Source organism: Mycolicibacterium monacense (assembly GCF_010731575.1).
GTDB lineage: Bacteria > Actinomycetota > Actinomycetes > Mycobacteriales > Mycobacteriaceae > Mycobacterium > Mycobacterium monacense.
The window spans coordinates 2616142-2637214 of record NZ_AP022617.1 but is presented as its reverse complement, the minus strand read 5'-3'; the positions used below and the strand labels follow the sequence as shown (position 1 = coordinate 2637214).

The window sequence follows — 21073 nt, the reverse complement described above, 5'->3', positions numbered from 1 at the left end:
TCAGCGCACGCCGGCGTGCCGCCGACCGAGCCCGGACATCAGGGTGCGGGTGAGAAGGTGGCGGAGGAGGACCACCGCGGCGGTGACGGCGATCACCGGCCACCCGGCATCCGACGTCAAACGTAGGAGCCCAGCGGCGAGAAGCAAATCGAGCAGCACGTGCAGGGCGAGCGCGGGCCGCCGGAACACCACCAGACACGCGGTGCCCAGGACGATCCCCGCGCCGGCGATCAGCCACGAGAGATCGGCGACGGTCATCGCGGGGACGCATCGGGCGCCGACCGCGCGGCCCGGGCCTCCTCGACCGCGCGCTGCTCCTCGGCGATCTCACGGGCGAGGAAGTAGTTGAACGCGGTGCGGATCGCGGCGATCGCCGCGAGCTTCCCGATCTCCTCGAACGACGGAGAGATCGCCGTGCGCAACACGTCGCTGGCGAGCTGGAATTCCAGACCGAGGGCGAGGAACCGGCCCAGTGTCAGCCGGACCGAGGAGAACTCGCCGATATCGCGGCGTGCCAGCGTCACAGCGAATTTCACGATCGCGATGACGGCCCCGACCACGATCACCACGGCGCCGCACGCCTCGACCAGGCGGACCATGACGTCGACGGCGCTGCGCAACGTCGACTCGGGAAGGATGTCCAGCGCCGTAACGGTCTCGATCATCCGATCAGTCTGTCGCGGCCGGGGTCGCTACACCACCTTCGCGCCCGGCGCGCCTTCCTGCTCGATGGCCTCGGTGTCCAGCGGCGCCGGTCCGCGCCGCGACCGCCGCATCCGGCGTTCGAGTTTGGTCGCCAGGGCGGACAACGCGAAGTTCACGCTGATCATCAACACGGCGATGACCATGAGGGCGGGGATGTAGTTGCCGTAGGACGAGCCGACGACGGTGCCCTGACGCACCATCTCGACGAACGTGATCTGGTAGCCGATCGCGGTGTCCTTCAGGACCACCACGAGTTGGGACACCAGGACCGGCAACATCGATGTGACAGCCTGCGGCAGCAGGATCGAGCGCTGGGTCTGCCCCCAGCGCAGGCCCAGCGCCGAGGCGGCCTCGGCCTGACCGCGCGGCAACGCCTTCACCCCGGCCCGGACGATCTCGGCGATCACCGCGCCGTTGTAGAGCGTGAGGCCGGTGATGACGCCGGCCAGCGCAAGGTGTTTGGAGGGGAAGACGTCGTAGAACGCGTACAGGAAGTACGCGAAGATCATCATGATCAGCACCGGGACCGCGCGGAAGAACTCCACGATCACCGCGCACACCCAGCGGATCGGGGTGATCACCGACAGCCTGCCGACTCCGAGCCCGAATCCCAGGATCAACGCCAGCACGATCGACACCGCCGCCGCGGTCAACGTGCCCTGCACGCCGGGCAGCACGTAGGTGGTCCACAGGTTCGGCGTCAGGAACGGCTCCCACTTCGCCGCGGTGAGCTGACCTTTCGCGTCGAGCCGCGAGTACACCACCCAGACGATCAGCGCGGTGATCGCCAACGTGATGAGCGTGATGACGACGTTGCGTCGCCGGGCGCGCGGCCCGGGCGCGTCGAACAGGACGGTGCCGCTCATCGGTTCCGTCCGTTCTTCGCGCAAGCGCTCATCGGTTCCGTCCGTTCTTCGCGCAAGCGCTCATCACCGAGCCACCGCCAGGCGTTTCCCGAGCCATCCGAAAACCAGCCCCAGCGGCAACGTCAGGATGATGAAACCCAGGGCGAAGATCGACCCGACCACGAGCAGTGCCGCGGTGTTCTCGATCATCTCCTTCATCAGCAGCGCCGCCTCGGCCACGCCGATCGCCGAGGCGATCGTCGTGTTCTTCGTCAGCGCGATCAGTACCGAGCCCAGCGGGATGATCACGGAACGAAAAGCCTGCGGCAGCAGGATCATTCGGAGATTCTGACTGAACGTCAGGCCCAGGGAGCGGGCCGCCTCGGCCTGGCCCAGCGGCACCGTGTTGACGCCCGAGCGCACCGTCTCGCACACGAACGACGCGGTGTACACGGTCAGCCCGAGCACCGCCAACCGGAAGTTGCTGTCCTCGATCGAGGTGCTCGACTGCGGGTCGACCAGCGTGATCCCGAGGGTCTGGGACACCCCGAACGAGCAGAACAGGATGATCAGCGTCAACGGCGTGTTGCGGATGACGTTGACGTAGGCGGTGCCCAGCCAGGACAGCATCGGCACCGGCGACAGCCGGATCCCGGCCAGCACCGTGCCCAGGATGAGCGCTCCGACCGCGGAGTAGACCGTGAGCTGGATGGTGGTCCAGAACGCCTCGAAGATCTGCGCGCGGTACTCGGTGAATATCTCCACGGCCGGAGCCAGACCCTCGACTCAGTTGCTGTCGACCGGCGGCGGGGTGGGCGCCGTGATACCCGCCGGGCCGAGGTTCTTGTCGAAGGCTTCCTTCCAGGCGCCGCTGGACTCCATCTTCTCGATCGCGGCGTTGATCTTGGCCCGCAGTTCGCTGTCGTCCTTCTTCAGCCCGACGCCGTAGCGCTCCTCGGAGAACGTGTCCCCGACGATCTTGAAGGCGCCCGGGGTCTGCGCGGCGTAACCGGCCAGGATCACCTCGTCGGTGGTGACCGCGTCGATGGCGCCGTTCTTCAGCGCCTCGATGCACGCCGAGTAGGTGTCGTACTGCTGCAGCTGCACACCCGGGTACTCGTCCTTGATCTTCTGCGCGGGAGTCGAACCCGACACCGAGCACAGCCGCTTGTTGTTGGCCAGCGACGCGGCGCCGGTGATGTCGGTGTTGTCGTTGCGCACCAGCAGGCTCTGGCCGGTGATCAGGTACGGCCCGGCGAAGTCGACCTTCTCCTTGCGGGAGTCGGTGATCGAATAGGTCGCCACGATGTAGTCGACCTGGTCGTTCTGGATCAACGTCTCACGCTGTCCGGACGGCGATTCCTTCCACTCGATCTGCTCGGGGGTGTATCCCAGTTCGCCGGCCACGTAGGTCGCGACGTCGACGTCGAAGCCGCTCATCGAACCGTCGGGGTTGCGCAGGCCCAGGCCCGGCTGGTCGAACTTCGTGCCGATGACGATGGTGTTCTCGTCACCGCCGCCACCTCCGCACGCGGTGGCCGCGAACGGCACAGCGAGCGCCAGCGCGACGGCGGCCGTGACGCGCCTGCGAGACAGCATCGAGAAGGACGGCATGGGTGGGGTTTCCTTTCGCCGGGCGTTTAGTGATGGAGGATCTTGCCGAGGAAGTCCTTGGCGCGGTCGGTCTGCGGATTGTCGAAGAACTGGGCCGGCTCGGCGTCCTCGACGATCGCCCCGTCGGACATGAAGACCACCCGGTCCGAGGCGCGGCGGGCGAAGCCCATCTCATGGGTCACCACCAGCATGGTCATACCCTCGCTCGCCAGCGCGGTCATCACCGACAGCACCTCGTTGATCATCTCGGGGTCCAGCGCGCTGGTCGGCTCGTCGAAGAGCATCACCTTGGGGTTCATCGCGAGCGAGCGGGCGATCGCGACGCGTTGCTGCTGACCGCCCGACAACTGGGCGGGGTACTTGTCGGCCTGATTGGCGACCCCGACCCGCTCCAGCAGCGCCATCGCGGCCTCCCTCGCGGCGTCCTTGCCGAGTCCGCGCACCTTCATCGGCGCCAGCGTGACGTTGTCGAGGATCGTCTTGTGCGCGAACAGGTTGAACGACTGGAACACCATGCCGACGTCGGAGCGCAACTGTGCGAGCTTGCGTCCCTCGTCGGGAAGCACCTCGCCGTCGATGGCGATCGTGCCCGAGTCGATGGTCTCGAGCCGGTTGATCGTGCGGCACAGCGTGGATTTGCCGGACCCCGACGGGCCGAGCACCACCACGACCTGACCCCGCTCGACCCTCAGGTTGATGTCCTTGAGCACGTGGAGATCGCCGAAATGCTTGTTGACCTCCTGCATCGAGATCATCGGCACCGCCTGACTGGCGTGCCCGGCCGTTTCCATGGGTGCTGACCTTACCCACGGAACGCCCACTGTGCCCGGAACTGATCAATCCGACGCCCCGTACCATGGGGCCGTGACTTCGACGGTGACGCAGCAGGCGGCGAACGCGCTGCCGCCGGTGGCGCGCACCTATCAGGTTCGCACCTACGGCTGCCAGATGAACGTGCACGACTCCGAGCGACTGGCCGGGCTCCTGGAGGATGCGGGCTACCGGCGCGCCGCGGACGGCGCCGACGCCGATGTGGTGGTCTTCAACACATGTGCGGTGCGCGAGAACGCCGACAACAAGCTCTACGGCAACCTGTCTCACCTCGCGCCGCGCAAGCGGTCCGAACCGCAGATGCAGATCGCGGTCGGCGGCTGTCTGGCGCAGAAGGACCGCGACGCCGTGCTGCGCCGCGCGCCGTGGGTGGACGTCGTATTCGGCACCCACAACATCGGCTCCCTGCCGACGCTGCTCGAACGCGCCCGCCACAACCGGGCCGCGCAGGTCGAGATCGCCGAAGCCCTACAGGAATTCCCGTCGACGCTGCCCGCCGCGCGCGAATCTGCCTACGCCGGATGGGTGTCGATCTCGGTGGGCTGCAACAACACCTGCACGTTCTGCATCGTCCCGTCGTTGCGCGGCAAGGAGGTCGACCGCAGGCCGGGCGACGTCCTCGCCGAGATCCAGACGCTGGTCGACCAGGGCGTCCTCGAGGTGACGCTGCTGGGCCAGAACGTCAACGCCTACGGGGTGTCGTTCGCTGCGGACGAGCGCTTGCGCGAGGACCCGAGGATGTGGCAGAGCGCGCCGCACCGCAATCGCGGGGCGTTCGCCGAACTCCTGCGCGCGTGCGGGCGGATCGACGGGCTCGAACGCGTCCGGTTCACCTCCCCGCATCCGGCAGAGTTCACCGACGACGTGATCGAGGCGATGGCCGAGACGCCGAACGTCTGCCCGGCCCTGCACATGCCGCTGCAGTCCGGATCCGACCGGATCCTGCGCGCCATGCGCCGGTCCTACCGCGCGGAGAAGTACCTGGGGATCATCGACCGGGTGCGGGCGGCGATCCCCGACGCGGCGATCACCACCGACCTCATCGTCGGCTTCCCCGGCGAGACGGAGGAGGACTTCCAGGCCACGCTCGACGTGGTGGCCGCCTCCCGGTTCTCCAGCGCCTTCACGTTCCAGTACTCCAAGAGGCCCGGGACGCCCGCCGCCGATATGCCCGGTCAGCTCCCGAAAGCCGTTGTGAGCGAACGCTATCAGCGTCTGATCGAGCTGCAGGAGCGGATCTCGCTCGAGGAGAACCAGGCCCAGGTCGGCCGTACGCTCGAACTGCTCGTGGCCACCGGCGAGGGCCGTAAGGATGCGGCCACCGCGCGCCTGTCCGGACGCGCCCGCGACGGCCGGCTCGTGCACTTCGCACCGGGTGCTGCCGCCGATGAGCCGCTTGCGCGAAGAGCATTCGACCAAGTCCGCCCCGGTGACGTCGTCACCACCACGGTGACCGGCGCGGCCCCGCACCACCTCATCGCCGACGGCGCCCTGTTGACCCACCGACGCACCCGCGCCGGCGACGCCCACGCGGCGGGCCTGCGGCCCCGCACCGGGGTCGGGCTGGGCATCCCGGGTGTCGGGGCGCCCGCACCCGCCCCCGTGACCACGGGATGTGCGCTGTGAGCACCCCGGACGGCCCCGACGGATTCGACTCCTACAAGGGCGACATCGAAGACGTCGAGCGGCGGGTGGCCGGTGAGTTCGACCCGGGCGCGCGCGCCCTGGTCGTCGCCGTCCTCGTCTTCGTCGTACTGCTGTCGTTCGTGTTGCCGCACGCCGGCGGCGCCAGGGGCTTCGACGTGCTGACCGGCACCGACGCCGCCGCCGAGGCGGGGATCTCCCTGCCGTCGCGGGTGTTCGCCATCCTGGCCATCGTGTTCTCGGTCGGGTTCTCGATCGTCGCTCTGCTCACCCGGCGCTGGGCGATCGCCTGGGTGGCGCTGGCGGGTTCGGCGGTGGCCAGCGCGATGGGCATGCTCGCCGTGTGGTCCCGCCAGACCGCGGCCGAACCGTATCCGGGCCCGGGCATCGGGCTGATCATCGGTTGGCTGGCGGTGATCGTGCTCACCTTCCACTGGGCGCGGGTGGTGTGGACGCGCACCGCGGTGCAGTTGGCCGCGGAGGAGGAGCGCCGCCGCCGCGCCGCGGAGAACCAGGGCAAGGGGCTGCTGGACTTCGGCGACGAGCCCCGCGACGACCAGGACGGCCCCGCCCGACCGGGCGTCTAGCGTCGCTTGCCCAGCGCCTCGACCGCGGCGTCGGCCCACTGACGCCACTGTTCGGCGTTCGCGCGCGCCTGTTCGGCGTCCTTGGTGCGACCCGCGGCCTCGGCCTTCTCCGCCTGCCGCTCGTACTGTTCGGCACGGACCCGGAACTGGTCGGCGCGGGCCTGCGCCTCGGGGTCGGTCCAGTTCGACGACGCGGCGTCGCGGACCTTCTTCTCCACCGCGCGCAGGCGTCGATCGAATTCGGCGACCCGCTCGCGGGGCACCTTGCCGATGGCGTCCCATTTGTCGCCGATCGCGCGGAACGCGGCGCGCGCGGCGTCCGGGTTGGAGGTGTCGATCTGTTCGGCCTGCGCGAGCAGGGCCTCCTTGGCCGCGGCGTTCGCCTTGAACTCCGCGTCGCGCTCGGCGGTCGCGGCGTTGCGTGCCGAGAAGAAGACGTCCTGGGCGGCCTTGAACCGCTGCCAGAGGGCGTCGTCGACATCTTTGGCCGCCCGGCCCGCGGCCTTCCACTCCGCGAGCAGGTCACGGAACGCGGCGCTCGTCGCACCCCACTCGCGGGACCCGGACAGCTCCTCGGCACGTTCGCACAGCGCCTCCTTGGCCTGCCGTGCCCCCGCGCGGCCCCGGTCGAGTTCGGCGAAGTGCGAACCGCGCCGCCGGTTGAACGTCTCGCGGGCCGCCGAATAACGCTTCCACAGCGCATCGTCGGTCTTGCGGTCCAGGCCGGTGATCGTGCGCCACTCGTCGAGGATCTCGCGGAGCCGGTCGCCTGCGGTCTTCCACTGCGTCGAGTTGGTGGCGATGTCCTCGGCCTCGGCGGCCAGCGTCTCCTTGCGCGCCAACTGGGCGGCCCGCTGTTCGTCGCGGCGGGCCCGCTCGGCCTGGGCCTCCTCGTCGGCGTGTTCGACGATCGCGGTCAGTCGCGTCGCCAGCGAGTCCACGTCACCGAGTACGTGGGCCTCCGGCAGGCTCTCGGCGAGTGCGGCCGCGGCGGTCTTGATCTTGCGGGCGTCGCCGGCGTGGGTGACCAGCCGCTGCTCGAGCAGCACCACCTCGGTCTGCAGATCGTCGAAGCGGCGCCCGAAGTGGGCGTACGCCGCTTCGGGTTCACCCGCCTGCCAGGAACCGATGACACGCTCACCCGATCCCGTGATCAGCCACACGGTGCCGTCGGGATCGACCCGGCCGAACCGGTGCGGGTCGCTGGCCGGTGGCGCCACCACGGCGGGCACCGGTGTCGACCGGCCCGGTCGAGGGGCAGGCCGCGGCGGCCCCGGTCGGGGTGAGGGCCCGGGCCGGGGCGCGGGCCCCGGCGCCGGACGTGGCGTCACCTCGTTGTTCGCCTCCGAGGTCGCACCCGGCTCGCTGGTTGTCATCTCTCGTTCCTCGCACCCTCCGCGCGGTGGACCGCGCACTGCCGCGCAACGCGGCGCCCTTGCCTGTCGATATGGATCGGTCTGCCTGGCCGTCGGAGCCATTGAAGGCTATTGAAACAGGTCGGCCGGGGGTCTGCGCACACCTTCGGCGCGCCGGTTTGCGGGACCACCCGCCGTCCGGGCACGCTCATGCCCGCTACGACGACGAGGAGATTGCGATGGCCAGGGCGGATATCGCCGCGCTGCTGGCGCTGGGCGCCGCCTTCTTCATCGCGATCGGCGATGTCATCCACCAGCGCTCCGCACACGAGGTGACCGACGAGGCGGTCGGGCATCTGCAGCTGTTCCTCCAGCTGTTGCGCGACCGGCAGTGGTGGCTGGGCAGCACCGTCGCGGCCCTGGGCTTCGGTCTGCAGGCCGCCGCGCTGGGGTTGGGGTCGGTGCTGCTGGTGCAGGCGCTGCTGGTGACGTCGCTGCTGTTCGCGCTGCCGATCAACGCCCGGCTGACCGGACGGCGGGTGACGCGCTGGGAGTGGTTGTGGGCCGCCCTGCTCGCCGGTGCGGTGGCGGTGATCGTGACGGTGGGCAATCCGACCGCCGGGCAGGCCCGCGCCTCCTGGGAGACGTGGATGGTGGTGCTCGCGGTGCTGGTCCCGGCGCTGGTGGTGTGCGTCGTCGGGGCGCGGATCTGGTCGGGTCCGCCCAGTGCGGTGCTCCTGGCGCTGGTGTCCGGTGCGCTGTGGGGTGTCTTCGCCGTCCTGACCAAGGGCGTCGTCGACCGGCTCGACGACGGTCTGTGGGCGGTGCTGCAGATGCCCGAGCTCTACGCGCTCGCGGCCGTGGCCGTCGCCGGGACGGCGTGGCAGCAGGCGTCGTTCCGGTCCGGCGCCCTGACGGCGTCGCTGCCGACGATGACGGTGACCGAACCGGTGGTCGCGTCGGTGCTCGGGGTGGCGGTGCTCGGGGAGACCATGCGACCCGGTGAGTCCGGATGGTTCACGTTGGTCGTCGCGGCCGCGGCGATGGTCCTGGCCACCGCGGCGCTGGCTCGCGGCGAAGCGGCCGGCGCCGAAGCCCAGGCCTCCGTCGCGCACTAGTTTGGTGGCGTGCTCACCGCGATCGCCCTCGTGCCGTCCGCGCCGGTGATGGTGCCCGAACTGGCCGGCGGCGCGGCCGGTGAGCTGGCCGACCTGCGCGCGGCGGTGGCGCGCTGTGTCGAAGGACTGCCCGACCGCTGGATCGCGATCGGCGTCGGGGCCGTCGACGAGGTGCTCACCCCGCCCAAGGTCGGGACGTTCGCCGGCTACGGCGTCGACGTGCGGGTGGCCCTCTCACCGGACGCCGACGCCGCACCCGTCGAGCTTCCCCTGTGCGCGCTCATCACGGCGTGGGCGCGCGGTGAATACGCCCCGCGGGCCGCCGCGGAGGTCCGCGTCTTCTCCGGCGACCTCGCTGCCGACACCGCACACACCAGGGGCCGGGAGCTGCGCGCCCTGCTCGACGACGCCGACGGCCCCGTCGGGGTGCTGGTCGTCGCCGACGGTTGCCACACCCTCACCCCGCCCGCCCCGGGCGGGTACGACCCCGACTCCGTCGCCGTCCAGGCGCAGCTCGACGAGGCACTGGCCGCGGGTGATCCCGCCGCGCTGAGCCGGCTGCCGGACTCGGTCGTCGGTCGGGTCGCGTATCAGGTGCTGGCGGGACTGACCGGACCCGCGTCCGGTGCCGCCGAGGAGTTCTACCGCGGGGCGCCGTACGGGGTCGGCTACTTCGCCGGTCGCTGGACGCCATGAGGCCGCTGGCGATCATCGGGCCGACCGGAACCGGCAAATCGGCGCTGGCCCTCGACGTCGCCGAACGGCTCGGCGGCGAGATCGGCGTGGAGATCGTCAACGCCGACGCCATGCAGCTCTACCGCGGGATGGACATCGGCACCGCGAAGTTACCTGCCGCGCAGCGCCGCGGTGTCCCGCACCACCAACTCGACGTCCTCGACGTCACCGAGACCGCCTCGGTGGCGCGCTACCAGAGCGAGGCCGCCCGCGACATCGAGACCATCGCGGCCCGCGGCGCGGTCCCGATCATCGTCGGCGGGTCGATGATGTACGTCCAGGCCCTGCTCGACGACTGGGCGTTCCCCGCCACCGATCCCGCAGTCCGAGCCAGGTGGGAGCAGCGGCTCGTCGAGGTCGGGGTCGCGACGCTGCACGGTGAACTGGGCAAGGTCGACCCGGACGCAGCAGCATCGATCCTGCCCACCGACGGCCGCCGAATCGTGCGGGCGCTGGAGGTGGTGGAACTCACCGGGCAACCGTTCGCGGCGTCGGCGCCCACCATCGGCGCGCCGCGCTGGGATACGGCGATCATCGGGTTGGACTGGGAGACATCGGTTCTCGACGAACGGCTGGCGGCTCGCACCGATTCGATGTTCGCCGAAGGGCTGGTGGCAGAGGTGGCCGGCCTGCTGCGGCACGGCCTGCGTGAGGGCGTGACCGCGTCGCGGGCGCTCGGGTACGCCCAGGTCCTGGCCGACCTCGACGCCGGCGGCGACGGCTCGGCGGCGCGCGAGCCCACGTTCGTCGGCACCCGCCGTTACGTGCGCAGGCAGCGCTCGTGGTTCCGCCGCGACCACCGGGTGTGCTGGCTCGACGGTGGGTCACCGGACAACGTCGACCGCACCCTGCGCGCCTGGCGCGCCGTATCCTGACCAGGTGCAGTTCGCCAAAGGTCACGGGACGCAGAACGACTTCGTGCTGCTGCCCGATCTCGACGCCCGGCTGGCTCTGACGCCGGCCGTCGTCTCCGCGCTGTGCGACCGGCGCCGCGGGCTCGGCGCCGACGGCGTGCTGCGGGTCACCACCGCGAAGGCGGCACTGTCGGCCGGTGTGTTCGAGCGGCTCCCCGAGGGTGTCGGGGCCGGCGACTGGTACATGGACTACCGCAATGCGGACGGGTCGATCGCCCAGATGTGCGGTAACGGCGTGCGCGTGTTCGCCCACTACCTGCGCGCGGCGGACCTGGAGTCGCGCGACGAGTTCGTCGTGGGGTCGCTGGCCGGGCCGCGGCCCGTCGTCCTGCACGGCTTCGACCTGGCCCACCGGTCGCGGGCCGAGGTGACCGTCGAGATGGGCAAGGTCAACCTGCTCGGCAGCGGGTCGGCGGTGGTCGGCGGGCGCCGATTCACCGGGCTGGGAATCGACGTCGGCAATCCGCACCTGGCCTGCGTCGACACGACGCTGACCGAGGCTGAACTCGCGGCGCTCGACGTGGCCGCCCCGGTCGACTTCGACCCCGCCCAGTTCCCGGACGGGGTCAACGTCGAGGTGCTCACCGCGCTGCGCGATGGGGCGGTGTCGATGCGGGTACACGAACGGGGTGTGGGCGAAACGCGTTCGTGCGGTACCGGGACAGTCGCTGCCGCCGTCGCGGCGTTGGCCCAGGAGGGAGCCGCGGTGGGCACGCTCGACGTCCGCATCCCCGGTGGCGTGGTCACCGTCTCGGTCACCGACACCACGAGTTTCCTGCGCGGACCGTCGGAACTGGTCGCCACCGGCGAACTCGCCGGGGAATGGTGGCAATCTCATCAGCGTTAATTGGGGTGCATGAAAAGTGATCTCCGTGCGAACCTTGATTCGCTCATGACGTTTCCCGAATTTCCCGCACACCAGACCCCCAGCGCCGGCGAACTGGCGCTCGAGGACCGCTCCGCGCTGCGCCGCGTCGCCGGGCTGTCCACCGAACTGGCCGACATCTCCGAGGTCGAATACCGCCAGCTGCGCCTCGAACGCGTGGTGCTGGTGGGCGTGTGGACCGACGGCAGCGCGGCCGACGCCGAAGCCAGCCTCGCCGAACTCGCCGCGCTCGCCGAGACCGCGGGTTCCGAGGTGCTCGAGGGGGTCGTCCAGCGGCGCGACAAACCCGACGCGTCGACCTACATCGGCTCGGGCAAGGCGGCCGAACTGCGCGAGATCGTGCTGGCGACCGGCGCCGACACGGTGATCTGCGACGGTGAGCTCAGCCCCGCTCAGCTCACGGCGCTGGAGAAGATCGTCAAGGTCAAGGTCATCGACCGCACCGCGCTGATCCTCGACATCTTCGCCCAGCACGCCACCAGCCGCGAAGGCAAGGCCCAGGTGTCCCTGGCGCAGATGGAGTACATGCTGCCCCGGCTGCGTGGCTGGGGTGAATCGATGTCACGGCAGGCGGGCGGGCGCGCCGGTGGCGCCGGTGGCGGTGTCGGCACCCGCGGTCCCGGTGAGACGAAGATCGAGACCGACCGTCGCCGCATCCGCGAGCGGATGTCCAAGCTGCGCCGCGAGATCAAGGACATGAAGAAGATCCGCGACACCCAGCGCAGTGGGCGTCGGCGCACCGAGGTGCCCTCGGTCGCCATCGTCGGCTACACCAACGCGGGTAAGTCCAGTCTGCTCAACGCTCTCACCGGCGCCGGCGTGCTGGTCGAGAACGCGCTCTTCGCCACCCTCGAACCCACAACGCGCCGAGGCGAATTCGACGACGGTCGGCCGTTCGTCCTGACCGACACCGTCGGTTTCGTGCGGCACCTGCCGACCCAGCTCGTCGAGGCGTTCCGCTCGACCCTCGAGGAGGTCGCCGACGCCGACCTGCTCGTCCACGTCGTCGACGGTTCGGATGCCAACCCGCTGGCCCAGATCAGCGCGGTCCGCGAGGTGATCAACGAGGTCATCGCCGAACAGAACGCCAAACCCGCGCCGGAACTGTTGGTGGTCAACAAAATCGACGCGGCCGACGGGCTCTCGCTGGCGCATCTGCGGCGCGCCCTGCCTGAGGCGGTGTTCGTCTCGGCGCGCACCGGACAGGGCCTGGACCGGCTCTCGGCCCGGATGTCGGAGCTGGTCGAGTCCACCGACGTCACCGTCGACGTCACGATTCCCTACGACCGGGGCGACCTTGTGGCCCGGGTGCACAGCGAGGGACGCATCGACGCCACCGAGCACACCACGGACGGCACGCGGGTCAAGGCACGGGTGCCGGTGGCGCTCGCTGCGGGCCTGCGGGACTTCGCAACATTCTGATGCGCTAGACTGTCCTCAACGCCGACGTCACCGACGACGGCTCGTCGTGGAACGCTTACCATCGCGTCCGGCTCAAGCTCTTCTCGCGGCGATCGATGTTGCCGACCGGCAATCTCGCCACTTGTGTACCCATTTCCTGTGCCGTCCGACGGCGCTGCGCGGGGTGCGCGACACTGCCCTGAAAGGCAAACACCTGCATGACAACTGCACAATCATTCGCCGACCTCGGTGTGCGCGGGCCGCTGCGCCGTGTCCTGGAGAACCGGGGCATCGACAGCCCGTTCCCGATCCAGGCCGCGACGCTGCCCGACAGCCTGGCCGGCCGTGACGTGCTCGGCCGCGGCAAGACCGGCAGCGGTAAGACGCTGGCCTTCTCGCTGCCGCTGGTGAGCCGGCTCGCCGACGCCAAACGGCGTTCGTCGCGCCCCTCCGGCCTGGTACTCGCACCGACGCGTGAGCTGGCCACCCAGATCACCGCCGTACTCGAACCCCTCGCCGCCGCATACGATTTGAAGGTCGCCACCATCTTCGGCGGCGTTTCGCAGAATCCGCAGGCCTCAGCGCTGCGGGCCGGTGTCGACATTGTCGTCGCCTGCCCCGGCCGCCTCGAGGACCTGATGCGCCAGCGGATCATCTCGCTCGACAGCGTCGAGATCACCGTGCTCGACGAGGCCGACCACATGGCCGACCTCGGCTTCCTGCCCGGTGTCACCCGGATCCTGGCCGCCACACCCGCGGGTGGTCAGCGGCTGCTGTTCTCGGCGACGCTGGACAACGGCGTCGACAAACTGGTGCGCCGCTTCCTGCGGGAGCCCGTCACCCACTCGGTCGACGAGGTCAACGCACCGCCGCCGGCGATGACCCACCACGTGTTCCACGTGGCCGGTGCGCACGAGAAGAAGGCGCTGGTGCACACGCTCGCCGCGGGCACCGGACGCCGAATCCTGTTCATGCGCACCAAACATCAGGCCCGCAAGCTGGCCCGACAGCTCACCGAGTCCGGGGTGCCCTCGGTCGACCTGCACGGCAACCTGTCCCAGAACGCCCGCGAGCGCAACCTCGCCGCGTTCTCGGCGGGAGACGCCAAGGTGCTCGTCGCCACCGACATCGCGGCGCGCGGTGTGCACGTCGACGAGGTCGAACTCGTGGTGCACGTCGACCCGCCGGTCGAGCACAAGGCCTATCTGCACCGCTCGGGCCGCACCGCGCGCGCCGGCAGTGCCGGTGACGTCGTCACCGTCGTGCTGCCCGAGGAGCGGCGGGACACCGCCGCGCTGCTGCGGCGCGCCGGCATCAACGTCGCCCCCCAACAGGTCGGTGCCGATTCACCGTCGGTGGCCGCACTGGTCGGCGAGGTCGCGCCGTACCGCGCGCCCGTCGCCAAGGCCGTCGAGCAGCCCCGCGCCGCCTCTGACCGTCCCCGTAGGCGCTCCACGCCGCAGGGCCACGGCGAGCGGCAGGGACGCCCGCAGGGTGGCGGCGCCGGTACGCGTTCGCGCGGTCCGCGCCGACGCCCACAGGCCGCCCGCTAGATGTACCGAGACAGGACGTTGGTAGCGGGCGTGTTGGCTTGATGTGAGGAGAACCTCCGGGTGGGGTGTGGCTTGTCTAGGTCCATACCGTCCGGAGGTTCTCGTGTCCCACCGTAATGTGACCTGTTCCCGGTTGTCCGGACGGTTTCTGTTGGGTGTTCACGCCGCCGTGTTGGTGGTGTGAAGTCTTTCGTAGTCGATGGGGCTGCGGTAGTCCAGGGCGCTGTGGCGGCGCACGGGGTTGTAGAACGCTTCGATGTACTCGAAGATCGCTGTTGCGAGTTCGGCGCGAGCAGTCCAGGTTCGGCGGTCAAGGAGCTCGATCTGCATCGATCCGAAGAACGATTCGATCATGGCGTTGTCGAATGCTGAGGCCACTTTACCCATCGAGCCCAGCAATCCGGCCTCTCTCAGACGGTGGCCGAAAAGCCAACTGGTGTATTGGGTTCCGCGATCCGAATGGACCACCGTGCCGACGGGTTTGCGGCGCAGCCGGGCCATGTCGAGGGCGTCGGCGACCAGTTCGGTGCGCAGGTGATCTGCGATCGACCAGCCCACCACCCGGCGAGAGTAGACATCGAGGACGACCGCGGCGTAGACCCAGCCCTCGGCGCTGCGGTGCTGGGTGATGTCGGTGACCCACAACCGATCGGGCGCCTCGGCCCGGAACTGGCGGTTCACCAGGTCCGGCCACGATGCCGGCGAGGGCTTATGCCGGCGCCACCGTCTGCGGTGCACGCCCTGCACACCCACCAGTGTCATGCATCGCCACACCCGCTTGTGGCTGATTGCCAGGCCGTAGCCGTAGCGTAGTTCGGCACGGATTCGGCGCACCCCGTAGGTCTGGCGCGAATCGGTATGGATCGCGGCGATCGTGTTGGCCAACTCGGCATCCGCGCGGTCGCGCGTCGAGGCCGGCCGGGATCGCCACTCGTAAAAGCCTGAGGTCGATATCTTCAGGATCCGGCAGGTCACCGCGACAGGGAAACCCTGCGCAGCCAGCTCACAGACCAGCCGGAACCCTATTTTGGGAGGATGTTTTCCCGGGCGAAGTTGGCGCTGGCCCGCTTGAGGATTTCCACTTCCATCTCTAACACCCGCTTCTCGCGGCGTAGCCGGACGAGTTCGGCGCGCTCATCGCGGCTCAGGCCCTCCTTATGACCCTCATCGACATCGGCCTGGTCCATCCAGCGACGCAGACAGGACTCACTGATACCGAGGTCCTTGGCGATCTGGGCGATCGGCTTCTCCCGCAACCGGGCCAATTCCACCGCACGGCGGCGGAACTCCTCGGGATGAGCAGCAGGCATACGGACTCCTCTCCAAGACGATCATCGCCTCAGAATCGGTGTCCGGGAAACCGGGAACAGGTCAGAGCCGACACAGGAACACCGCCCCACACCGGGGCGGTGTTTCTCTGTCAGCGCTGCCGGATCACCGGCGGTTCGTGCGCCCGCACCGGCGGGATCGGGCCGGAGAATTTCTCGACCTGCACCAGCACATGGGCCCCGGTGCTGCCACGAGCCAGCGACGAGGTGCCGACGTCGTCGGTCAGCACGTTGGGATTGCCGTGCACGCACATCGCGTCGTAGTCGGCCGGATCGGCCGGATCGAACCAGGCGCCCGTCGGCAGCTGTACGACACTGCGCCGCAGGCGGTCATCGATCACCGCACCGGCGAGGCAGGCGCCGCGGTCGTTGAACACCCGCACCACGTCGCCGTCTGCCACACCGCGGGCGGCGGCGTCATCGGGATGCATCCTGATGGCTTCGCGGCCAACGACTTTCGCGGACTGACTGGTGGAACCGCCGTCGAGCTGGCCGTGCAGCCGGGTCGCCGGCTGGTTGGCGACGAGGTGTAGCGGATACGTCGCGGCACGTTCGCCGCCGAGCCACTCGGTGGGCTCGAACCAGGTGGGATGTCCCGCGCAATCGGCATAGCCGAAACCCGCGATGTCCTCGGAGAAGATCTCGATGCGGCCACTCGGGGTGCCGAGCCGGTGCGCGACGGGGTCGGCGCGGAAGTCGCCCAGCAGCGTCAGGCCCCGTTCGGTGGGCAGGCGGAGGCTGCCGTCGCGCCAGAACTGCTCGAAGGTCGGCACCGCGAAATCCAGCTCCGCCGACCACTTCTCGTAGAGGTGGGCGAGCCACTGCCGGGCGGTGCGCCCTTCGGTGAACTGTTCGCCGAATCCGAGCCGATCGGCCAGCGCGGCGAACGTCGTGTAGTCGTCGCGGCTGTCGGCATACGGTTCGACCAGTTTCGGCATCGCCATCAGCACGGGATCGTTCTTCGAACCCGAGTAGTCCTCGCGTTCGAACGCCGTGGTGGAGGGCACCACGATGTCGGCGTGTTTGGCCATCGCGGTCCAGTACGGATCGTGCACGACGACGGTGTCCACGCGGGCCAGCGCCCGCCGCAGCCGGGGGATGTTCTGGTGGTGGTGGAACGGGTTGCCGCCGGCCCAGTACACGCAACGGATGTCGGGGTAGGTCAACCGCATCCCGTTGTAGTCGAACGTCTCACCGGGGTGCAGCAGCATATCGCTGACCGCGGCGACCGGGATGAACGTGCTCACCGGGTTGATGCCCTGCGGCAGCCGCGGCAGACCACAACGCAACGGCGGCAACCCCGGTTCGTTCATCGATCCGTAGCCGTGCCCGAAACCCCCTCCGGGAAGGCCGATCTGACCCAGCATCGCGGCCAGCGTCAAACCCAACCACGGGGCTTGCTCACCGTGCCGGACCCGCTGCAGCGACCAGCTGACGGTGACGATGGTGCGCTGCGCCGCCATCCGCCGGGCCAGCGCGGTGATCTCGTCGGCGGGCAGACCGCAGATCGCCGCCGCCCACTGCGGGCTCTTCGCGACACCGTCGTCGGCGCCGAGCAGGTACCGCTCGAAACGGTCGTAGCCGACGCAGTGAGTCTCGAGGAACCCGCGGTCGGCCAGTCGTTCGGTGGCCAGCACATAGGCCAAGCCCAACATGATCGCGACATCGGTGCCCGGCACCGGTGCGTACCATTCACACTCACCGTCGACGTCGTCGCGCAGCGGTGAGAACGACACGATCCGGCCGCCGCGGCCGCGGAACCGGCGCAGTGCGTCGCGGGCCGGATGTGCCGTCGTTCCACCGTGATTGGTGCCGGTGTTCTTCATCGCCAACCCGCCGAAGCACACCAGCAGATCGGTGCGCGCGGCGATGACGTCCCAGTCGGTGGAGCGTTTGAACAGATCGTCGTGGGTGCCGACGACGCGTGGCATGATCACGCCCGTCGCGCCGAGGCTGTAGGAGTGACGCGAATAGGTGTATCCGCCAAGCATTTTCAGGAAGCGGTGCACCTGGCTCTGGGCGTGGTGGAACCGGCCTGCGCTGGCCCATCCGTACGAACCGCCGTAGATGGCCTCGTTGCCGTGGGTGTCGACCACACGGCGCAGTTCGGTCGCGAGAAGGTCGGTGAGCTCCTCCCACGACACGGCGACGAATTCGTCCGCGCCGCGTCGCCGGCTGGGGCCCGGCCCGTCGTCGAGCCAGCCGCGCCGGATGGCCGGACCCGCGATGCGCGAACGGTGCCGCACCGAACCGGGCAGATTGCCCAGCAGGGGAGAGGGATCGTCGTCGCCGGGCAGAGGTGTGACGGCCGCGATGTCACCGGACGAAACCTCGGCGGAGAAACCGCCCCAATGGGTGAGGCTGGTCGGGCGGGCGGGCATGGCGGGAAGTCTAGGACCGCGCGATCTCACACCGCAGCGCAGCGGGCCGCCGCGCGGTCGGCAGCACCCGATCGCACGGTTTCGGGCCCCTATGGTCGGAATACGCGTTCACATGGGCCCGATTTGCAAGTATCTTGCCGAAAATTGCCTGTCGTGTCCGCGAAAAGGACGTCGGCTGTCACAAGATTGGCTGGCGCGATACTTTCGTGACACTTTCGCGCCGAATACGGGAGGTTCGATGAGCGGGCGGCGAACCCTGCTGCACACGGCGCTGACGCGCGTGACGGTCGGTCTGGCGGTGGCGGCGGCGGGACTGTTCTTCGCACCTCTCGCGACGGCGGATCCGGCTACCGAGGCCAACGACGCGATCACTGCGGCCTACGACGGCAGCGGTGGTCCCACCGGTCCGCTCGGCATGCGCGAAGGCGGTGTCTACCCCGTCGGCGACGGATTCGGCCAGAACTTCGCGGCGGGCAAGATGTTCTTCACCCCGGCGACCGGTGCGCACTGGATGCAGGGCGCAGTCCTCGAGAAGTACGAATCCCTCGGCGGACCGGCCGACAGCGACCTGGGCTTTCCGACCATCGACGAGGGTCCCGGCCGGGTCGGGCCGGACAGCCGCAACGCCACCTTCTCGGCCGCGGACAAGCCGGTCATCTTCTGGACGCCGGCCACCGGTGCGCGCGTCGTGCGCGGTGCGATCAACGCCGCGTGGGACCGGCTCGGCGGGTCGGCCGGCGTGCTCGGTGTACCGGCCGAGGACGAGGTGTACCGCGGTGACGTGGCCTCCCAGAAGTTCACCGGCGGGCAGCTGTCGTGGAACCGCAAGGACAAGACGTTCACCACGGTTCCGCCCGAACTCGCCGACCAATTGAAGGACCTGCAGGTCCCGGAGGACGCGACGTCGGCCATCGCGGCCGCGCGGCGCGCTGCGGGCGGCGCCCTGGGACCGCTGGGCGCCAAGGACGGGCCGCAGTACAAGATCGGCGAGGACGGGGTCGGTCAGAACTACACCGGCGGCAAGATCTTCTACACCCCGCAGACCGGGGCGAACGTGGTGACCGGTCAGGTCCTCGAGAAGTACGAGAGCGTGGGCGGGCCGGAAGGCGATCTGGGCTTCCCGACCAGCAGCGAAGCCGACGGCGGGCTCGGGTCGAACAGCCGCATCAGCACGTTCGCCGCCAAGGACGAGCCGGTCATCTTCTGGACCCCCGACTACGGCGCCGTGATCGTGCGGGGCGCGATGAACGCGGGGTGGTCGAAGCTCGACGGCGCGAAGGGCCCGCTGGGCGCGCCCATGGCCGATCAGACCGAGAACGGCGACGTCGTCACCCAGCGGTTCAGCGAAGGGGTGCTGTCCTACGACCGGTCGACGGGCAGGTTCAGCACCGAGCCGGCGAATCTCGCCGCACGGCTCGCCGGATTGGAGGTGCCGGGCGAGGACGTGCCGAACGCACCGGCGGAGCCGCAGTCCTCGGCCGCCGAGGACGACGGTGAGTGGTTGAGCTGGCGGTGGAACTGGTGGTGGCTGCTCGCGCTCATCCCGGTGCTGCTCGTGGTCGGTCTGATCGTGGGGGCGGCGCTGTGGAGGCGCCGACGCGACGACCGGGACCACCACTTCCGCGACGACGAGGACATCTTCGCCGACGCCGCGCGATACCGGCCGTCCGACGGTGGCCCGTCGGACGACGGCGAGGGCGCCGACGAGCACGGGCGGTATCTCGGTGGCTACGGTGCGCCGGCGACAACGGCGAACCCGTGGGACCCCCGTGCCGACTCCGCGGACGAGGCCGTTGCGGCCGACCGGCCATCCGCGCCCGACCGGCCATCCGCGCCCGACCTCTTCGGAGGGCAGGACGATCCCGACTCGATCGACACCGCGCCGACGCGTATCGAGGCGCCGATCAGCGACGAGGAGCGTGCGCAGTCCGCGTTGGAGGAGCCCTCCCTGCCCGCGCCCACGCTCGGGGGGTCGACCGCGCCGGAGCCGGCGGACATCGAACCGGCCGACGTAGGAACGGCTGACGAAAAACCGGCGGACATAGAACCGGCTGACGAGGAACCCACGGACGAGGCATCGTCGGTGCCCGGGGCGTTCGTGGTGGCTCCCTTCGTCGACGATGCGCCGAGCGGCAGGCATGCGGCCATCGACATCGACGAGCCGACGCCCGGCCGCACCGCGATCCAGTTGGCCGTGGACGCTTCGGGTGTGGCGCCGACCGGTTACCCGGTGAAGGCGGATACCAGGACGGGCCTGTACTGGGTGCCGGGCAGCCGTGGCTACGACGACGCGGTCGCGGAGATCTACTTTGCCAGTGAGGAGTTCGCCCGCACCAACGGGTTCGTCCGCGGCGACTGAGCCGGCGTCAGATCTTGCGGATGACCGTGACGACCTTGCCCAGCACCGCCGCGTCGTTACCGGGGATGGGCTCGAACGCGGGGTTGTGCGGCATCAGCCACACCTGACCGCGGCTGCGTTTGAAGGTTTTCACGGTGGCCTCGCCGTCGATCATGGCCGCGACGATGTCGCCGTTGTCGGCGACGGCCTGTTGCCGGACGACGACCCAGTCGCCGTCGCAGATCGCGGCGTCGACCATCGAGTCGCCCACCACCTTGAGCAGGAACAGCGACCCCTCGCCGACGAGTTCGCGCGGTAGCGGGAACACGTCCTCGACCGCTTCCTCCGCCAGGATCGGCCCTCCGGCGGCGATCCGGCCGAGCACCGGTACGAACGTCGGTTCGGGTAGCGCGTCGCTGCCCGCGACGTCCGTGGTGACCACCGGCGTCGCCGGCTCGTCGGACAGGCGTACGTCGACGGCGCGGGGCCGGTTGGGGTCACGCCGCAGATAGCCCTTGCGTTCGAGTGTGCGCAGCTGATGCGCCACCGAGGACGTCGACGTCAGGCCGACGGCGTCGCCGATCTCCCGGATGCTCGGGGGGTAGCCGCGGCTGGTCACCGAGGCGCGGATGACCTCGAGGATGGTGCGTTGTCGTTCGGTCAGGCCGGCGTCTGCGCCGCGGCGCCCGCCGGTCCGGGTCTCGCTGCTGTCGTCGCTCATGGGCCTGAATCTAGTCGCCCGACGCCCGATGATCAAACATGTGTTCGACGCGTGTCGTGGTCGGACGGACTTGTCGGACCCCTCGCTTATCGTCGGCAACAGTTCGATCACACGTTC

20 protein-coding genes are annotated in these 21073 nt (G+C 69.7%); 9 read left to right on the top strand and 11 right to left on the bottom strand.

Annotation, left to right across the window (positions count from 1 at the left end):
- From G6N49_RS12575 to G6N49_RS12550, 6 genes are all read right to left on the bottom strand, one after another.
- On the bottom strand, positions 1-258 hold the full coding sequence (locus tag G6N49_RS12575; RefSeq protein WP_011559549.1) for a hypothetical protein: 258 nt from the start codon (positions 256-258) through the stop codon (positions 1-3).
- Positions 255-665 carry a DUF1622 domain-containing protein gene (locus G6N49_RS12570; RefSeq protein ID WP_011855411.1) on the bottom strand — a complete coding sequence of 137 codons (411 nt, stop codon included), beginning with the start codon at positions 663-665 and terminating at the stop codon, positions 255-257. Before G6N49_RS12570 ends, G6N49_RS12575 begins: the two co-directional genes overlap by 4 nt.
- Before the next feature lie 27 nt (positions 666-692).
- On the bottom strand, positions 693-1571 hold the full coding sequence (locus tag G6N49_RS12565) for an amino acid ABC transporter permease (RefSeq protein WP_011855412.1): 879 nt from the start codon (positions 1569-1571) through the stop codon (positions 693-695).
- A 63-nt stretch (positions 1572-1634) separates the two neighbouring features.
- Positions 1635-2315, bottom strand: a complete 681-nt coding sequence (locus G6N49_RS12560) for an amino acid ABC transporter permease (protein WP_011855413.1) — start codon at positions 2313-2315, stop codon at positions 1635-1637.
- Positions 2316-2336: 21 nt separating this feature from the next.
- Entirely contained in the window at positions 2337-3164 is an 828-nt protein-coding gene (locus G6N49_RS12555) for a glutamate ABC transporter substrate-binding protein (RefSeq protein WP_011559553.1), read from the bottom strand.
- A gap of 26 nt (positions 3165-3190) precedes the next feature.
- A complete protein-coding gene (locus G6N49_RS12550) occupies positions 3191-3919 on the bottom strand; it encodes an amino acid ABC transporter ATP-binding protein (protein WP_011768198.1) in 729 nt (242 codons plus the stop codon).
- 13 nt (positions 3920-3932) lie between these two features.
- Here G6N49_RS12550 and miaB point away from each other — a divergent pair, with 13 nt between their 5' ends.
- The gene (gene miaB, locus G6N49_RS12545) at positions 3933-5621 is read left to right on the top strand and encodes a tRNA (N6-isopentenyl adenosine(37)-C2)-methylthiotransferase MiaB (protein ID WP_407665054.1); all 1689 of its coding nucleotides are present in this window, start codon (positions 3933-3935) and stop codon (positions 5619-5621) included.
- Positions 5609-6226, top strand: coding sequence for an Rv2732c family membrane protein (locus G6N49_RS12540; protein WP_041925032.1), 618 nt, complete (start codon positions 5609-5611; stop codon positions 6224-6226). Before miaB ends, G6N49_RS12540 begins: the two co-directional genes overlap by 13 nt.
- Here the strand turns inward: G6N49_RS12540 and G6N49_RS12535 are convergent.
- On the bottom strand, positions 6223-7602 hold the full coding sequence (locus tag G6N49_RS12535; protein ID WP_011559557.1) for a DUF349 domain-containing protein: 1380 nt from the start codon (positions 7600-7602) through the stop codon (positions 6223-6225). The two genes, G6N49_RS12540 and G6N49_RS12535, sit on opposite strands and share 4 nt — an antisense overlap.
- Before the next feature lie 218 nt (positions 7603-7820).
- On the opposite strand from G6N49_RS12535, the gene G6N49_RS12530 reads away from it, so the two are divergent.
- From G6N49_RS12530 to G6N49_RS12505, 6 genes are all read left to right on the top strand, one after another.
- Positions 7821-8699: a DMT family transporter gene (locus G6N49_RS12530; protein ID WP_041309614.1), complete on the top strand. Its 879-nt coding sequence runs from the start codon at positions 7821-7823 to the stop codon at positions 8697-8699.
- A 9-nt stretch (positions 8700-8708) separates the two neighbouring features.
- Positions 8709-9395: a class III extradiol ring-cleavage dioxygenase family protein gene (locus G6N49_RS12525; RefSeq protein WP_011559559.1), complete on the top strand. Its 687-nt coding sequence runs from the start codon at positions 8709-8711 to the stop codon at positions 9393-9395.
- Positions 9392-10309, top strand: coding sequence for a tRNA (adenosine(37)-N6)-dimethylallyltransferase MiaA (miaA, locus tag G6N49_RS12520; RefSeq protein WP_011855416.1), 918 nt, complete (start codon positions 9392-9394; stop codon positions 10307-10309). Before G6N49_RS12525 ends, miaA begins: the two co-directional genes overlap by 4 nt.
- A 4-nt stretch (positions 10310-10313) precedes the next feature.
- Entirely contained in the window at positions 10314-11195 is an 882-nt protein-coding gene (dapF, locus tag G6N49_RS12515; RefSeq protein WP_011768200.1) for a diaminopimelate epimerase, read from the top strand.
- 45 nt (positions 11196-11240) lie between these two features.
- Positions 11241-12656: a GTPase HflX gene (hflX, locus tag G6N49_RS12510; protein ID WP_085976249.1), complete on the top strand. Its 1416-nt coding sequence runs from the start codon at positions 11241-11243 to the stop codon at positions 12654-12656.
- Between the two features lie 197 nt (positions 12657-12853).
- Positions 12854-14188: a DEAD/DEAH box helicase gene (locus G6N49_RS12505; protein ID WP_011559563.1), complete on the top strand. Its 1335-nt coding sequence runs from the start codon at positions 12854-12856 to the stop codon at positions 14186-14188.
- Between the two features lie 159 nt (positions 14189-14347).
- On the opposite strand, the gene G6N49_RS12500 is transcribed toward G6N49_RS12505, so the two are convergent.
- The 3 genes from G6N49_RS12500 to G6N49_RS12490 form a co-directional block, all read right to left on the bottom strand.
- Positions 14348-15202 (bottom strand): IS3 family transposase, encoded by an 855-nt coding sequence (locus G6N49_RS12500; RefSeq protein WP_268949413.1) that lies wholly within the window; start codon positions 15200-15202, stop codon positions 14348-14350.
- A gap of 8 nt (positions 15203-15210) precedes the next feature.
- Positions 15211-15498 carry a transposase gene (locus tag G6N49_RS12495; RefSeq protein ID WP_011855418.1) on the bottom strand — a complete coding sequence of 96 codons (288 nt, stop codon included), beginning with the start codon at positions 15496-15498 and terminating at the stop codon, positions 15211-15213.
- 110 nt (positions 15499-15608) lie between these two features.
- Positions 15609-17897, bottom strand: a complete 2289-nt coding sequence (locus tag G6N49_RS12490) for a molybdopterin-dependent oxidoreductase (RefSeq protein WP_011855419.1) — start codon at positions 17895-17897, stop codon at positions 15609-15611.
- 238 nt (positions 17898-18135) lie between these two features.
- On the opposite strand from G6N49_RS12490, the gene G6N49_RS12485 reads away from it, so the two are divergent.
- Positions 18136-20256: a sunset domain-containing protein gene (locus G6N49_RS12485; RefSeq protein WP_011855420.1), complete on the top strand. Its 2121-nt coding sequence runs from the start codon at positions 18136-18138 to the stop codon at positions 20254-20256.
- Between the two features lie 7 nt (positions 20257-20263).
- On the opposite strand, the gene lexA is transcribed toward G6N49_RS12485, so the two are convergent.
- Positions 20264-20956: a transcriptional repressor LexA gene (gene lexA, locus G6N49_RS12480; protein ID WP_011559566.1), complete on the bottom strand. Its 693-nt coding sequence runs from the start codon at positions 20954-20956 to the stop codon at positions 20264-20266.
- Between the last annotated feature and the right edge of the window lie 117 nt (positions 20957-21073).

What these genes read in the sequence shown, in the direction of transcription:
- G6N49_RS12575 (WP_011559549.1), bottom strand. Translation starts at nt 258, where the DNA reads ATGACCGTCGCCGATCTCTCGTGGCTGATCGCCGGCGCGGGGATCGTC.
- G6N49_RS12570 (WP_011855411.1), bottom strand. Translation starts at nt 665, where the DNA reads ATGATCGAGACCGTTACGGCGCTGGACATCCTTCCCGAGTCGACGTTG.
- G6N49_RS12565 (WP_011855412.1), bottom strand. Translation starts at nt 1,571, where the DNA reads ATGAGCGGCACCGTCCTGTTCGACGCGCCCGGGCCGCGCGCCCGGCGA.
- G6N49_RS12555 (WP_011559553.1), bottom strand. Translation starts at nt 3,164, where the DNA reads ATGCCGTCCTTCTCGATGCTGTCTCGCAGGCGCGTCACGGCCGCCGTC.
- G6N49_RS12550 (WP_011768198.1), bottom strand. Translation starts at nt 3,919, where the DNA reads ATGATCTCGATGCAGGAGGTCAACAAGCATTTCGGCGATCTCCACGTG.
- G6N49_RS12540 (WP_041925032.1), top strand. Translation starts at nt 5,609, where the DNA reads ATGTGCGCTGTGAGCACCCCGGACGGCCCCGACGGATTCGACTCCTAC.
- G6N49_RS12535 (WP_011559557.1), bottom strand. Translation starts at nt 7,602, where the DNA reads ATGACAACCAGCGAGCCGGGTGCGACCTCGGAGGCGAACAACGAGGTG.
- G6N49_RS12530 (WP_041309614.1), top strand. Translation starts at nt 7,821, where the DNA reads ATGGCCAGGGCGGATATCGCCGCGCTGCTGGCGCTGGGCGCCGCCTTC.
- miaA (WP_011855416.1), top strand. Translation starts at nt 9,392, where the DNA reads ATGAGGCCGCTGGCGATCATCGGGCCGACCGGAACCGGCAAATCGGCG.
- hflX (WP_085976249.1), top strand. Translation starts at nt 11,241, where the DNA reads ATGACGTTTCCCGAATTTCCCGCACACCAGACCCCCAGCGCCGGCGAA.
- G6N49_RS12505 (WP_011559563.1), top strand. Translation starts at nt 12,854, where the DNA reads ATGACAACTGCACAATCATTCGCCGACCTCGGTGTGCGCGGGCCGCTG.
- G6N49_RS12495 (WP_011855418.1), bottom strand. Translation starts at nt 15,498, where the DNA reads ATGCCTGCTGCTCATCCCGAGGAGTTCCGCCGCCGTGCGGTGGAATTG.
- G6N49_RS12490 (WP_011855419.1), bottom strand. Translation starts at nt 17,897, where the DNA reads ATGCCCGCCCGCCCGACCAGCCTCACCCATTGGGGCGGTTTCTCCGCC.
- G6N49_RS12485 (WP_011855420.1), top strand. Translation starts at nt 18,136, where the DNA reads ATGAGCGGGCGGCGAACCCTGCTGCACACGGCGCTGACGCGCGTGACG.
- lexA (WP_011559566.1), bottom strand. Translation starts at nt 20,956, where the DNA reads ATGAGCGACGACAGCAGCGAGACCCGGACCGGCGGGCGCCGCGGCGCA.